The sequence below is a fragment of the Psychrobacter sp. BI730 genome, assembly GCF_013414195.1.
Classification (GTDB): domain Bacteria; phylum Pseudomonadota; class Gammaproteobacteria; order Pseudomonadales; family Moraxellaceae; genus Psychrobacter.
Genome location: NZ_JAATTV010000001.1, coordinates 84,554 through 98,901 on the forward strand (window position 1 = coordinate 84,554; position 14,348 = coordinate 98,901).

Annotated in this window: 12 protein-coding genes; 8 read left to right on the forward strand and 4 right to left on the reverse strand. The window is 40.3% G+C overall.

Annotated features, from left to right (window positions below; genetic code table 11):
• Positions 1-209 precede the first annotated feature (209 nt).
• On the reverse strand, positions 210-1,190 hold the full coding sequence (gene sohB, locus HCZ91_RS00315; protein ID WP_179797249.1) for a protease SohB: 981 nt from the start codon (positions 1,188-1,190) through the stop codon (positions 210-212).
• A gap of 374 nt (positions 1,191-1,564) precedes the next feature.
• On the opposite strand from sohB, the gene aspS reads away from it, so the two are divergent.
• The 4 genes from aspS (at position 1,565) to HCZ91_RS00335 (ending at position 6,394) form a co-directional block, all read left to right on the forward strand.
• The gene (gene aspS / locus HCZ91_RS00320) at positions 1,565-3,391 is read left to right on the forward strand and encodes an aspartate--tRNA ligase (RefSeq protein WP_101204567.1); all 1,827 of its coding nucleotides are present in this window, start codon (positions 1,565-1,567) and stop codon (positions 3,389-3,391) included.
• Positions 3,392-3,458: 67 nt separating this feature from the next.
• Positions 3,459-4,490 (forward strand): lysophospholipid acyltransferase family protein, encoded by a 1,032-nt coding sequence (locus HCZ91_RS00325; RefSeq protein ID WP_179797251.1) that lies wholly within the window; start codon positions 3,459-3,461, stop codon positions 4,488-4,490.
• A gap of 149 nt (positions 4,491-4,639) precedes the next feature.
• Positions 4,640-5,440: a glycosyltransferase gene (locus HCZ91_RS00330; RefSeq protein ID WP_102092860.1), complete on the forward strand. Its 801-nt coding sequence runs from the start codon at positions 4,640-4,642 to the stop codon at positions 5,438-5,440.
• A gap of 96 nt (positions 5,441-5,536) precedes the next feature.
• A complete protein-coding gene (locus HCZ91_RS00335) occupies positions 5,537-6,394 on the forward strand; it encodes a hypothetical protein (RefSeq protein ID WP_179797253.1) in 858 nt (285 codons plus the stop codon).
• Between the two features lie 59 nt (positions 6,395-6,453).
• Here HCZ91_RS00335 and HCZ91_RS00340 read toward each other — a convergent pair whose 3' ends face one another.
• A complete protein-coding gene (locus HCZ91_RS00340; protein ID WP_257019921.1) occupies positions 6,454-7,620 on the reverse strand; it encodes a glycosyltransferase in 1,167 nt (388 codons plus the stop codon).
• Between the two features lie 259 nt (positions 7,621-7,879).
• Here HCZ91_RS00340 and HCZ91_RS00345 point away from each other — a divergent pair, with 259 nt between their 5' ends.
• The 4 genes from HCZ91_RS00345 (at position 7,880) to HCZ91_RS00360 (ending at position 12,002) form a co-directional block, all read left to right on the forward strand.
• Positions 7,880-8,881: a capsular polysaccharide biosynthesis protein gene (locus tag HCZ91_RS00345; RefSeq protein ID WP_179797255.1), complete on the forward strand. Its 1,002-nt coding sequence runs from the start codon at positions 7,880-7,882 to the stop codon at positions 8,879-8,881.
• Positions 8,882-8,971: 90 nt separating this feature from the next.
• On the forward strand, positions 8,972-10,138 hold the full coding sequence (locus HCZ91_RS00350; protein ID WP_179797257.1) for a nucleotide sugar dehydrogenase: 1,167 nt from the start codon (positions 8,972-8,974) through the stop codon (positions 10,136-10,138).
• The gene (locus HCZ91_RS00355) at positions 10,138-11,151 is read left to right on the forward strand and encodes an NAD-dependent epimerase (RefSeq protein ID WP_160021885.1); all 1,014 of its coding nucleotides are present in this window, start codon (positions 10,138-10,140) and stop codon (positions 11,149-11,151) included. The genes HCZ91_RS00350 and HCZ91_RS00355 overlap by 1 nt, the downstream gene beginning before the upstream one ends.
• An 83-nt stretch (positions 11,152-11,234) precedes the next feature.
• Positions 11,235-12,002: a hypothetical protein gene (locus tag HCZ91_RS00360; protein WP_179797259.1), complete on the forward strand. Its 768-nt coding sequence runs from the start codon at positions 11,235-11,237 to the stop codon at positions 12,000-12,002.
• Between the two features lie 71 nt (positions 12,003-12,073).
• Here HCZ91_RS00360 and HCZ91_RS00365 read toward each other — a convergent pair whose 3' ends face one another.
• Together HCZ91_RS00365 and HCZ91_RS00370 are read right to left on the reverse strand one after the other, a co-directional pair.
• Positions 12,074-13,192, reverse strand: a complete 1,119-nt coding sequence (locus tag HCZ91_RS00365; protein WP_179797261.1) for a glycosyltransferase — start codon at positions 13,190-13,192, stop codon at positions 12,074-12,076.
• 47 nt (positions 13,193-13,239) lie between these two features.
• Entirely contained in the window at positions 13,240-14,334 is a 1,095-nt protein-coding gene (locus tag HCZ91_RS00370) for a glycosyltransferase (protein WP_179797263.1), read from the reverse strand.
• Between the last annotated feature and the right edge of the window lie 14 nt (positions 14,335-14,348).

Consider the following 14,348-nt stretch of genomic DNA (forward strand, 5'->3'; position numbering starts at 1 on the left):
AATCAAATGTTGATAAAAAGCTCTACTAGAGCTTTAGTGCACGCACGTATACTGTTTTCCGTGAGCTACATTTATAACACAGCAATTGTCAATAAACAGCAAAAAGGCGCGACCAGCTAGGCCACGCCTTTTACAAAATATAAACAATGTATCCAAAAACTTCTGAGCACTAACATATCATTACTTAACTACCATAATGATAACTAACATTATTTCAGAATGTTTAGACGACTATTCAAATCAAAACGTGCAAGTGCATCAGGTAATTTATCTACAGCCATGCTCAGTGTCGCTTCTGCTGCTTGAGCCAATCCTAACTTTTCTGCTAACGTCGGCTTCTGACGTGAATATAGTGCATACACTTCGTTGTCTTCCATACGCTCTAAAATATAGCTGTCTGAAGTCTGTAGACTATCAATCAGGTTAAGCTTTAATGCATCTTCGCCATACCAATGCTCACCCGTAGCTACTTTGGCAACATCGAGTTCTGGACGATACGTGTTAACGAAATGCTTAAATAGCTCATGCGTCTGCTCTAGCTCTTCTTGGTATTTGGCACGGTCTTCGGCATCATTTTCACTAAATACAGTCACCGTACGTTTGTAGTCACCAGCGGTAAACATTTCATAATCGACGTCATGGTTTTTTAGCCATTTATGAAAGTTTGGCAGCTGCGACACAACACCGATTGAACCAATGATAGCGAATGGTGCGGCTATTACCTTGTCTGCTACACAAGCCATCATATAGCCACCGCTCGCCGCCACTTTATCGACACAGACCGTCAATTTTAAGCCAGCATCCTTTAGGCGAACCAATTGCGCTGCGGCCAAACCATAACCATGTACCAGACCGCCGCCTGATTCAAGACGGACGATAACTTCGTCACCTTTATTTGCGGTACTAATTAAAGTACTGATTTCTTCACGCAAATGTTTGACCGCAGTTGCTTTGATATCACCATCAAAATCGAGCACAAAAACTTGTGCTTTATCATCAGTATGTTTTTTCTTATTTTTAGTTTTTGCTTTCAATGCTTGCTTAGCTTTTTTGGCCATGACTTTTTTGAACTGTTTGAGGGCAGCTTTGCCTTGGGTGGCTTCCATCAAATCTTCACGGCGCTGCTTTTGAGCATCATTTAAGTGGCGTATTTTAAGCTCGACAGGGTTTTTAGGGGGATGAAATAGCATGGTTACAAATCCTCAAGTCAGTAAATATATTGATATGGCTGTTTTTATTAGCGTGCGGTTGATATGTGCACACTAAGCGGTGTTTTCAAGCATGATGACAATATTTAACCCAATATAAATATCACTGAATAAATACGTCAGATACTTGCAGACTCCCGTTCTTTGATTGAACTCAGCCGGTTGTATAACAAAGGCAGATTAGGCATAATATGCGTTTATATCAAATTTTCTGCAGCCAACGTGATGACCATATGTCTTAATCGCGTTGTTTGTGTGTTTTTTTTGCAAATAGCTTGAAACGCACAACAATGGCTGCATTATTGTACTTCGAATTGGGCTGATAACTGGATAACCATATTATGACGCAAAGCACTATGACGCATAGCGAATACCGAGACGAGTATTGCGGAGCCGTAACCGAGAGCTTGCTTGAGCAAACCATTAGTATCGTAGGCTGGGTACATCGTCGTCGCGATCACGGTGGCGTGATTTTCTTAGACATGCGTGACCGCGCTGGTATCTTACAGGTCGTGGTCGACCCTGATACCCCAGAAGCTTTTGCAGCAGCTGATGCTGTACGTCCTGAATACGTGCTAAAGATAACTGGCCGCGTACGTCGTCGTTATGAAGGTACTGAAAATAATAATATGACCAGTGGCCAGATTGAGCTATTGGGCAAAGAAATTGAAGTACTGGCTAAATCTGAAACGCCACCATTCCCATTGAATGACGAAAAAACGACTGTATCTGAAGACCTGCGTCTAAAGTATCGTTATCTTGATATGCGTCGTCCGCAAATGCAAGAGCGTATGGTATTCCGTGCCAAGGCAACGTCAGCGATTCGTCGTTATTTAGACGATCATGGTTTCTTGGATGTTGAAACGCCTATCTTGACTCGTGCAACGCCTGAAGGTGCGCGTGATTATCTTGTACCATCACGTACCCGTCCAGGTAACTTCTTTGCCCTGCCGCAGTCACCACAGTTATTTAAGCAATTATTGATGGTGTCAGGTTTTGACCGTTATTATCAAATTGCTAAATGCTTCCGTGATGAAGATTTACGTGCCGATCGTCAGCCTGAATTTACTCAGGTGGATATTGAGACTTCTTTCCTGAACGAAGAAGAAATCATGAACATCAACGAAGGTCTTATCAAGCATTTGTTTAAGACAATGATGGACGTTGAGTTCGAACAGTTCCCACGCATGACTTACGCTGAAGCAATGCGCGACTATGCATCAGACAAGCCTGACTTACGTATTCCTCTAAAGTTGGTTGACGTTGCAGATTTGATGAAAGACGTTGACTTTAAGGTATTTGCCGGTCCTGCTAACGATCCTAAAGGTCGTGTGGCTGCCCTACGTATTCCTGGCGGCGCATCATTAAGCCGTAAGCAAATCGATGCTTATACCAAGTTTGTTGGTATTTATGGCGCACGCGGTTTGGCTTATATCAAGGTCAATGACGCTAGCAGTATCAACAATGGTGTGGATAAAGAGTCTGGCCTACAGTCTCCAATTATCAAAAACATGACTGATGACGTACTTGTGAGCTTGATCGAGCGTACTGCTGCAGAAGATGGCGACATTATCTTCTTTGGTGCGGATAAAGCCAGTGTCGTGAATGATGCGATTGGTGCATTACGTCAAAAAATCGGTCTAGATCTTGAAATGACAACTTGTGAATGGGCCCCACTTTGGGTAACTGACTTCCCAATGTTTGAAGAGACTGACGATGGTCGCTGGACGTCGATGCATCATCCGTTCACTAAGCCTAAAGGCTCAGTTGAAGAGTTGAAAAATAACCCAGAGTCTGCCCTTTCTATCGCTTATGACATGGTATTGAACGGTACTGAGATTGGTGGTGGTAGCTTACGTATCAATACTTACGATATGCAGCAAGCTGTACTTGAAGCCTTGGGTATCGGTGAGCAAGAAGCTGAAGACAAATTTGGTTTCTTACTTGATGCCCTAAAATTCGGTGCACCACCGCATGGCGGCCTAGCATTTGGTTTGGATCGTTTGATTATGTTGATGGTAGGCGCAAGCTCTATCCGTGACGTTATCGCCTTCCCAAAAACCAAAACGGCTGATTGCCCACTGACCCAAGCACCTGCTGGCGTTGATAGCAAACAACTACGTGAGCTTGGTATCCGTGTGCGTGAAAAAGCACAGGCTGATACCAGCAAGCCTGCTGAATAAATCGTTTGATGATGCGCGGTTGCTGTCTACAGTGCTTGTTACGTGATTCATTACCATGTGAGTGGTCATGAATCCGTATCATATTTTCAAAGTCGTGCCATTGTCTGTACTGCAGATGCTGGCACGTTTTGCCGCTTGGGTTATCATTAAGATACCCAGTCTAAGTATCATGCGTACCATTCAGATCAATATGGCGCTGATTACTCATACACTGTCTGAGCAGCAAAAGCGTGCATTGACCAAAGACATTATTTATCATCAATGTCTGACCAGTATTGAATCTATAAAAAGCTGGGCGATGCCACCTGAGTGGAGTATCGCTCAGATTCGTGATGTCCATAATAAAGACATTCTTTTAGAAGGTCTTGCCAATCCAAATGGCATGCTTGCTATCGTACCGCATCTCGGCACTTGGGAGATGATGAATGCTTGGCTCAACCAGTTTGGTGCGCCAACTATTATGTATAAGCCAGTTGACGGCAAATTCGCTAATGAGTTTATCCTTCAAGGTCGAGCCCGACTCAACGCGACTTTAGTCCCTACTGATGGTAGCGGCGTCAAAGCCGTGTTTAAAACGCTCAAGCAAGGTGGTTTTAGTATTGTATTGCCCGACCACGTTCCAGAGCCATCAGGCGGTGTTGTTGTTCCGTTCTTTGGTATCAAAACATTGACCAGTACCCTTGCCTCAAAATTGGCGAGCAAGACCAAATGTGCGCTGGTTGGCTTATCTTGTATTCGCCGTACCGATGGACGCGGTTTTGATATTTACTGCTACAAACTCAACGATCCAGCCTTGTATGACCGTAATGCTGAAGTGGCAACTCATGCTCTCAATCAGGCCATGGAGCGTATGATTAAAGACAATTACAGTCATTATATGTGGGGCTATCGACGTTTTAAGCGTATACCAAACTTAGGCAACCCTTATAAAAAAGATAAAGAGACTTTAGCAGCCTTTATCCAATCTCACCATTCTAGCGTTTCTAGTCGTTCTGCTGGTGATATCAACGATAGCGTTCGAAATAACAACGTTAAAATCGACAATGTTAAAAACGATAGTACTGTTAAAAGCTATAACACTAAGCTCGACAATCATTAGTCATCACCAACCTAGTGTTGCCTATTTATACATACCATCAGTTTAGACGTACCATCAGTCACAGCTATGCTAATATTGGCTGAACTCTATATTCTTTTACTTTTATTAGTCCTTCATTTATCTGACTATTATCTCAATACGAGTGCATTATGACATCTGACGTAACTAAGACCTCATCTATAGACCCTCATCAAACCATCACAAATGCTGCTGAACAGCGTTATATCATCTGTATGAAATGGGGCGACAAATATGGTCCTGAATATGTCAATCGTCTCTACAACATGGTTAGTCGACATCTAACCTTGGATTTTAAAATGGTTTGCTTGACCGATGACAGCACAGGTATTGACCCTACGATTGCCTGCTATCCGATACCTGACATGGATTTACCAGCAGGTCCTGAACGTGGTTGGAAAAAACTGACTACCTTTAAGCCTGAGCTGTATGATTTAAAAGGTGTGGCGCTATTTTTAGATATCGATATCGTCATTGTCGATAATATCGATGCGTTTTTCACTTACCAAGCAGAACATGAAGACAGCGTCGTCATCATTCGCGACTGGAAAAAACCTTGGCGCATGATTGGCAACAGCTCTGTCTATCGCTTTAATATTGGCATGAATACCTATCCTGATTTGCTGTCCAATTTTGAGCGAAACTTTGAAACCATTCGCACCCAAGTACGTCACGAGCAGGCCTATCTCTCTAACTATTTGCGTGAGCATCATCACCTAGAGTATTGGGATAAAACATGGTGTGTCAGCTTTAAGTATCAATGTATTGCGCCGATTCCTTTTAACTTTGTACGCACACCTACTCTGCCGGATGATGCAAAAATCGTTATCTTCCATGGTGAGATTAACCCGCCAGATGCAATTGCTGGCAGTGGCGGTAAATGGTATCGACATGTGAAGCCAAGCCCATGGTTAAAAGACCATTGGCAATAGATGCTTAGCAATTAACCATATGTAGACAATTTATAATTAGCGTAAAGGCAGTGTATTAAGATATAAGATAGGTGAAATAAACGACTGGAAAATAGTATGGCGCTATATTTAAGATTACCTGCTACTGCTGGGTTCAACATTGATAATGAGCTCATCATTATCAATGCTTTTAATGCCAATGAACCTGAACAGAGCTTACATGGAAAAGACGTCAATATTATCGCCTCAGGGCCATCTATACAGCAGCTTCCGTTAGCAGAGCTACTAGATACGCCTACTATTTTTGTCAATGGCAGTATCAGCCTGATTGGGCAGCATCAGTTTACCGATATTGCTGGTTACGTCATCAGTGATGCGCGCTTTATCAATCATCAGCCTGAGATTTTACAGCAGTACTATACGGGTCAACCTCTATATGCAACATTAGCTGTCTTTGAAGCGATGGCCACCACGCACCCTGATATTATGCAAACGTACCATCGTGCCATGCGGGTGTTGTACCCAGTAGATAGGCCATGGGGAGTCAAGTCAAACAGGCTATCTTTTAATAAGCTTATCTTTAAGAAAAAATTACTCAATAAAAAAATACCCCTATCGTACTTTATCAATAATCCAAACTTTATCATTGATAGCGATCATAAAGCGGCTGACATCGGTGTCTCTCTTAACATTACTCATGGATTTGTGGAAGCAGGCACCGTTGCTTATGTCGCGGCGCAGTTGGCGTTTTCGCGTCAAGCAGCGAGTATTCATCTGTACGGTATTGATCTGCTTAACAGCAAGCAACCACGGTTTTATGAAAATAAAAATAATAGTGCGCCAAGTATGCTCAGCAAAGTCATGCACGAGCGCATTATCCCTTCGTTTAACTTACTCGGCAGAATCTATCAATCGCATGGTGTACCCGTCGTCAACCACTCTCCTATCTCTAAATCACTATTTGACACTTTCTAGTTGATGACTCGCAGTTAATAACCTCTACTTAATTGCGTTTAATTAAGAGCCACTACAAGTTATAAACCCTCATTTTTCTCTGAATCTAAAACAGAACCAAACGCTAAGTACTGTCTTGCAATATGTTCAGGCAGTAACTGCTGGTTTAGCGGCACGATATAATCTGTAAGGTTGTCTATGGCTTGATCGATGAGCATGGCCAAGCCATCAATATCACCTACCGCTATTAAGTTTTCTTTAGGTAATAGTTCTCTTGGACCAAAAGGACAATCCGTACTGATTACTGGTACGCCCAGTGCTTGCGCCTCTACGATGACATAGCCAAAGCCTTCAAACTTAGAGGTGAGTACCATCAGTGCAGCTGATCTAATTAATGGATAAGGGTTGGTCTGGAAGCCTAAAAATTTAATACTATCGCTAATATTTAGTTGGACAGCCAACTGTTCAATCTCTGCTTCAAGCCTACCTTTACCTACTAGCACTAATGGCAGCTTTCGTTCTGTTTTAGCATACGCCTGTAGCAAGTCTCGATGACCTTTCATGTCATCAAATGAGGCGACATGTATAATGTACTCTTTATCTACTAATCCGAAATGTTCAAGATGGCTAGATGCTGCTGCTTTGGTCTTTATAGCAATAGCATCACAAGGATTGTAGATTGTTGTGGTTTTGGTAATATTTCCTATAATATCAATCAAATCTTGACGTGCACCTTTACTCACACAGCTACAAGGATGAGCGCCATAGACCATTTTCAAATGATTTATAGTCTGTACTGGCGACTCTAATAATTGGTTTTGGAACTGCTTAGATAGCGCCGTATGCAGTACATTTACGATGTTTGGCAACTGGCTATATGCCATAATCCAGTTTATTTTATAGATATTAGCCAGTATCAAATCTGGCTTCCCTATTTGGCTAAGCACGTAAGTGTCAATACGCTTAGCGACTGATTCGTAGGCTTGTGCTTGCGTAGATTCTGGGTCGAGATTCTGCTCAGAAAACACCTCATCATATGGCACGATGTGATATTGCACACGAGCGTCTAGTAGCATATCTTGCGTCGCTTCCAAACATAGAATATGAGTACGATAGCCCATATCTGCATAAGTGCTTGCCAACGTCGCAACCATACGCTCAGCACCGCGACCTTCAAGCGCTTTTAAAATAAATAGAATAATAGGTGGCATTGGTGTCTCAGCTTGGTTTTTTAACGGTATAGGCATGATAGGTTAGCCAAATGAATGCAACTATGGTCATAATTATTGCAGCGTTCTGACTTTATATGCTAGTCTCACCTACCGCTGGTACTCGGCATCTACTCAGTAAAGTACGAGCAGGATTTAACGGTATCTCTATAAAAATTATAATGAGTCTAACTATCTAAATCGATTAAACCTTGTTAATAATCGCATCAGCAAATATCATAGCTGGTCTAATATAGCTACTAAAATAGATGCATATCCGAAGAGAGCAGGATCAGTTATGAAGCAGCCTAATGAAAACACATTAGACATCGTCATTGCTTGGGTAGATGGCGCAGACCCTATACTCAAACACAAGCGAGAACAGTATAAGCCAACTAAAGAAGTGGCATCTGACGCAATAACTGACACGCGTTTCGCTAGCGACGATGAGATATATTATAATATTGCTTCTATCATCAAATATGTGCCTTTTTGTCGTCATATATATGTCGTCACAGATCAACAAAAGCCAGCGTTCATCGATGAGTTTGCCAAGCAAGGTATTTGCTCAGCAGATAAAATACGCATTGTTGATCATAAGGACATATTTTTAGGTTATGAAGAATTTTTACCGACCTTCAACACTCGATCAATTGAGACGATGATTTGGAATATCCAAGGATTGTCTGACTATTTTATCTATATGAACGATGATTTCTTTTTTAATCAACCAGTGACGATAGATGACTTTTTAGACAGTGAGAAGCTAATCATTCATGGTGAGTGGCGTAAAAGTGCTGCTTTGAATGCCAAGCTTAATTTTCGAAAATCACGCTTTAAATTGTTTGGCACATCGATACAGCCAAGGCATACTATCGCGCAAATGTTAAGTGCTAAAATACTGGGCATGAATCAGTTTTTTGAAATTCATCATTACCCTCATATTGTCGATAAAAACATCTTAAAGTCCCATTTGTTGAATCATCCGCAATTATTGACCGAGCAGATAAAATACAAATTCAGAGATGTCGCCCAAGTTAACCCTATAACACTGATGAATCATCTGAAAATTCAAAAAAGCGAAGCACACTTAAAGCCTAATACCTCTATCAACTATCTAAAAAATGAGAATAGCGTAGAGGACTTTATCATTGCTTTAGAAGATAAATCTATCAAGTACGGTTGTATCCAAAGCCTAGATCTTCTGGAACCAGATTTACACAACAAAATCAGCCAAGCTATGAAGCATAAATTTTTAGCGTATCTTCCCACTTCTGTGACGGGAACGTCAGTTAGCTGAGCTGACACGGTATCGTGATTTTTAGTCATATTTAGCATAAACCAATTTCGGATCAGATCCATCAAAGCATGAACATTAATTGGATATATTATGAAAATAGCAGTAGTAGGTACAGGCTACGTAGGCCTATCAAATGCAATGCTATTGGCACAGCACAACGAAGTCGTCGCTGTCGACATTGTTCCTGAAAAAATCGACTTATTGAATACTCAGCAGTCCCCTATTGAAGATGAAGATATTGAGGATTTTTTATCAAATAAAAATCTCAACTTTTCTGCGACACTTGATGCGTCGGCAGCCTATAAAGGCGCTGATTTTATTATTGTGGCGACACCAACTGATTATGACGCCAAGACCAATTACTTCAATACATCAACGGTAGAAGCAGTGATTGAGCAAGTACTTTTGGTCAATCAACAAGCGACTATTATTATAAAGTCTACCGTACCAGTGGGATATACGGCGAGTATTAGAGAGCGTTATGCAACTGACCGTATTATCTTTTCACCCGAATTTCTGCGAGAAGGTAAAGCGCTGCATGACAACCTTTACCCTTCTCGAATCATTGTAGGTGAACAGTCAGAACGGGCTCAATTATTCGCTAACTTACTCCTTGAAGGCGCGATCAAGAAGGACGTGCCGCTACTATTTGTAAAGCCCACTGAAGCTGAGGCAATTAAGCTATTTTCTAATACTTATTTAGCAATGCGCGTGGCCTATTTTAATGAGCTTGATACTTACGCTCAAACCTTTGGACTTGAAACCAAACAAATCATAGAGGGTATTGGCTTAGACCCTCGTATTGGCAATCATTATAATAACCCTTCATTTGGCTATGGCGGCTACTGTCTGCCCAAAGATACTAAGCAGTTATTAGCAAATTACGATGAAGTGCCAAGCAACCTGATAAAAGCCATTGTCGATTCTAATAGAACCCGCAAAGACTTTATTGCCGATAAAATCATCGAAAGACAGCCAAAAATCGTGGGAATACATCGCCTAGTAATGAAAAGTGGGTCAGATAACTTTAGAGCATCTGCCATACAAGGCATCATGAAACGTATCAAGGCAAAAGGTATCGAGGTTGTTGTCTACGAACCTGTGCTAAAAGAAGACAATTTCTTTAATTCGCGTGTGATTCAAGATTTAGAAACCTTTAAATCAGTGAGTGATGTCATTGTCGCAAACCGCCTATCTGACGATATAAAAGATGTCGCAGACAAAGTATTCACTCGCGATCTGTTTGGGAGCGACTAATGAAAATACTGGTCACTGGTGCGGCAGGTTTTATTGGTTTTCATTTAATCAAGGCGATACTAGAAACAGATCTATCTGCTAGGGATTACTGTATCGTTGGTATCGACAATATCAACGACTATTATGATACAGATCTAAAAGAAGCGCGTTTGAGAATATTAGGTGAGATATCAGATCCAGAAATTTTTACATTTATTAAGTTAGATCTGGCTGATCGTGAAGCCATATCTGAGCTTTTTGCAACCTATCAATTTGATACAGTTGTTAATTTAGGTGCCCAAGCAGGTGTGCGCTATTCTATCGAAAACCCTAACGCGTATATCGACTCAAATGTGGTTGGCTTTGTTAATATTCTAGAAGGCTGTCGTCACCACGATATTAAGCACTTAATCTACGCAAGCTCTAGCTCTGTTTATGGTATGAATATAAAGCAGCCATTTACCACTGCTGATTGTGTTGATTTTCCTATCAGCCTATATGCCGCTACCAAAAAATCCAACGAGCTTATGGCACATAGCTATAGTCATTTATATAATATACCTACGACAGGATTAAGGTTTTTCACCGTTTACGGTCCTTATGGTCGACCTGATATGGCGTACTTTTCTTTTACTAAGAAAATTCTGGCTGGCGAGCCAATTAATGTATTCAATAATGGTGTTATGCAGCGTGACTTTACGTATATTGATGATATCGTCAACGGCATTATTCGTATAATTAATAAGGCCCCTTCGCCCCAGCATTCTACTATTACGACTGCAGCTGCCCCCTATAAGATTTACAACATTGGTAATAATCAGCCAGTCACTTTGCGCCGTTTTATTACTGCTATTGAAAACGCTTGTGGTAAAAAAGCGCAAGAAAACTTATTGCCTATGCAAGCAGGCGACGTACCGATTACTTACGCCGATATAGATGAGTTGGTAGAGGACATTGGCTTTAAGCCTGAAACCAGTATCGAAGAAGGTATCAAACAATTTGTTGACTGGTATAAACAGTATTATTCAGTCTAAACAAACAACAATGATCTCTAAGACTTATATTATAGAGATTACGGCGCTAATATCTTTATATATTTTTAGAGGATTTTGATAATATGGCTACACCTTCAAGTTGGCAGAGAAAATTGCTATTGATCTTTCGAAGCGAAAAAAGATTGAATGCAGGTAAGATTATCAAAACCTATGATGATAGAAGCTTTGATGAGATGAAAGCAACAACCATTACTGAATCAATGTGTGATATTGAAGCGTTAACTGATGAGCGTAAAAGCACAGATTTAGAAAACCATTTGAATAACTTGAAATACAAATCACTTGGTGAGTCTGAGCTCTGCTTTTATCACAACACGCTTATTATACTAATGCGCCGTAAGTACAAAATAGATAAAACATTCGCTGAATTTGAAAAGTTATGGGAGGCAGAGAGCGACTATTTATTGACACATCTGTCGTTGCGCTGGATTGTCTCTGCTTGCGATACGTTTATTGATCATTCAGACAATACTCATAGAGCAGCTATCTTGATGAATGTGGTCACTTTAATGAATACTTTACGTACTTATGAGACCAAAAACTTTCTGCAGTTATCCACTAATGCTGAACCTATGCCGTTATTAGACGAAAAAACCGACATACTTTATGCCGGCGATTTGCCTCTATACGATGGACTTACTTATTTCCGTATTGGTACCGATGATAGCTTAAGAAATATGCGTAAACGCTATAATAAATTTCAGAAAGTCGATAAATTGGCTACGACTATACTACTCGCTGTATTCGAAAAACTACAGAACAACCAAAGTGCTTTCGCTACTCTACGGCAATTGCATAGAGATGATTGGTCCAAATGGTGGTTAGATTAGGGCTATCTTTCTCATATTTTGACTCAAAACTACTGCTTTCGTTTTTTATCAATGCTGAGACTAAGAAACGCCTAATTATTGGTTGCCATAAACTCTATATATTGTTGAGCAATATTCGTTGGTAGCAGCTCATTATCGAATGCGGACTCATACATACTAGCATCCACCATTGCTTCATCCATTTTTTCTGCTAAAGCGTCAACATCTCCTACAGGGACGAGGTTGTACGATGGTAGTAACTCACTTGGACCTGATGGGCAGTCTGTACTGATAACAGGGGTTTCTAATACAAGAGCTTCGGCAATCACTAAGGCAAAACCTTCCCAATCAGAGGTTAGCACTTTAAATTTAGCATGCTTTATATAAGGAAAAGGGTTCTCCTGAAAACCTAAAAATACTACTTTTTCTTCTAAGTTGAGTTCTACTACCAATTGCTCTATTTCGTCTTTCAGCTTTCCTTTACCTAGCAGTAATAGTGGCATAGACTGATCTGTTCGAGCATATGCTTTTAGCAGCACATCGTGACGTTTCGCTTCTTTAAAACTCCCCACATGAACAATATAATCTTGGTACTCAGGAGTAAATGCGTCACCTAGCTTTTGAATGTAATCTCTATCGACTGGATTGTGAATGGCAATCGTTGGCGTAATATTACCAAAGCTTTCAACAAAATCTTTTTCAGCGCCTTTACTGACACATATACAAGGATGCTTGGAGTAGATGTTAATCATCTTTGACTTTAGTGTGTCAGCAGCATTCGTATTATCGAATTTATATAACAAAGACACTGTGTTATGAATCACATAAAATATATTAGGTAGTTTGCTATTGCTTAAAATACTATCTGCACGATCTAGATTAGACAGTATCATATCAGGCTGACCAATGTTTTTTGAAATGTAACGATCGACTACGAACGCAAAAACTTTGTCACGACGTTCTAATTTTGGTATCAGTTTATAACGCTTAAAATCAATAAAGTGGTAGTTTAGTTTTGGATTAAGCTCGTAATCTACACGGGGCTTAAACCGTAAAATATGTACTTCATAACCCAAATCATAGAATCCCTGTCCTAAAGTCAGAACAACACGTTCAGCGCCGCCACCTTGTAGACAGTTAATGACTAAGAGTACTTTATTTTTATTATTTTTAACTTCTTTTTTTCTTGTTCTAATAACACTATTAATCATTTTAAATTTTCTTAGAAATAGACATTGTGAGTATAAAATATTTGGAACTATTTATTCATAATATGGACTTGTTCAGCAAACTCTACGTATTTTTCTGCTATTTTGACTGGTAGCAGCGCTTCATCGAACGGCGCATGAAACGCTTGCGGGTTATTCATAGCTTGCTGCATTTTTTTGGCAATGGCATCAATATCGCCCATTGGCATCAAGTTACTTTCAGGCAGTAACTCACTTGGGCCTGACGGACAGTTGGTACTGATAACGGGAGTACCTAGCACGAGAGCTTCGGCAATGACCAGAGCAAACCCTTCCCAGTCAGACGTCAATATCTTAAACTGCGCATTTTTGATGTAAGGAAAGGGATTATCACAAAATCCTAAAAATATTACTTTGTCTTCTAGGCTTAACTCTGTTACAAGTCGCTCTGTTTCACTTTTATGCTTCCCTTGACCTAAAAGTAGTAAAGGCATAGATTGATCTGTTTTTGCATAAGCATTTACCAATACATCATGACGCTTGGCATCTTTGAAACTACCGACATGGATAATATAGTTTTGGTAGTCAGGGACAAAAGCATCGGCTTGTTGTTGAATACTGTTTTTATCTATTGGATTATGAATGGCGGTGGTTGGCGTAATATGACCAAAGCTCTTAATAAAATCTTTTTGAGCGCCTTCACTGACGCACACACAAGGATGCTTGGTATATATATCTATCATTCTTTGCTTTAACTGCTCAGCGTCGTGATTTTTATTAAACTTATAGAGTAGTGATACTGTGTTATGAATAATATAAGTGATATTAGGCAGTTTACTATTACTTAGAATACTATCGGCACGATCTAGATTAGATAATATGATGTCAGGCTGACCGATATGTTGTAAAACGTATTTATCAACAGCGCGCGCAAAAACTCTATCGCGTCTTTGTGCCCCTGGTATTAATTTGTAGGGCTTAAATTTTAAGACATGATAATTGAGATTTTGGCTTAAATCGTACTGTACCAGTGGCTTGAATCTTAGAATATGTACTTCATACCCTAATTCATAGAATCCTTGCCCCAATGTCAATACAACACGTTCCGCACCGCCGCCTTGTAAACAATTAATAACGAGTAACGCTATTTTTTTGTGCTGCTTCATAAACGACAACCTAT

Excerpts from the sequence above, each read along its gene's own strand:
- sohB (WP_179797249.1), bottom strand. The coding sequence starts at position 1,190 with ATGCTATTTCATCCCCCTAAAAACCCTGTCGAGCTTAAAATACGCCAC.
- aspS (WP_101204567.1), top strand. The coding sequence starts at position 1,565 with ATGACGCATAGCGAATACCGAGACGAGTATTGCGGAGCCGTAACCGAG.
- HCZ91_RS00325 (WP_179797251.1), top strand. The coding sequence starts at position 3,459 with ATGAATCCGTATCATATTTTCAAAGTCGTGCCATTGTCTGTACTGCAG.
- HCZ91_RS00330 (WP_102092860.1), top strand. The coding sequence starts at position 4,640 with ATGACATCTGACGTAACTAAGACCTCATCTATAGACCCTCATCAAACC.
- HCZ91_RS00335 (WP_179797253.1), top strand. The coding sequence starts at position 5,537 with ATGGCGCTATATTTAAGATTACCTGCTACTGCTGGGTTCAACATTGAT.
- HCZ91_RS00340 (WP_257019921.1), bottom strand. The coding sequence starts at position 7,620 with ATGCCTATACCGTTAAAAAACCAAGCTGAGACACCAATGCCACCTATT.
- HCZ91_RS00345 (WP_179797255.1), top strand. The coding sequence starts at position 7,880 with ATGAAGCAGCCTAATGAAAACACATTAGACATCGTCATTGCTTGGGTA.
- HCZ91_RS00350 (WP_179797257.1), top strand. The coding sequence starts at position 8,972 with ATGAAAATAGCAGTAGTAGGTACAGGCTACGTAGGCCTATCAAATGCA.
- HCZ91_RS00355 (WP_160021885.1), top strand. The coding sequence starts at position 10,138 with ATGAAAATACTGGTCACTGGTGCGGCAGGTTTTATTGGTTTTCATTTA.
- HCZ91_RS00360 (WP_179797259.1), top strand. The coding sequence starts at position 11,235 with ATGGCTACACCTTCAAGTTGGCAGAGAAAATTGCTATTGATCTTTCGA.
- HCZ91_RS00365 (WP_179797261.1), bottom strand. The coding sequence starts at position 13,192 with ATGATTAATAGTGTTATTAGAACAAGAAAAAAAGAAGTTAAAAATAAT.
- HCZ91_RS00370 (WP_179797263.1), bottom strand. The coding sequence starts at position 14,334 with ATGAAGCAGCACAAAAAAATAGCGTTACTCGTTATTAATTGTTTACAA.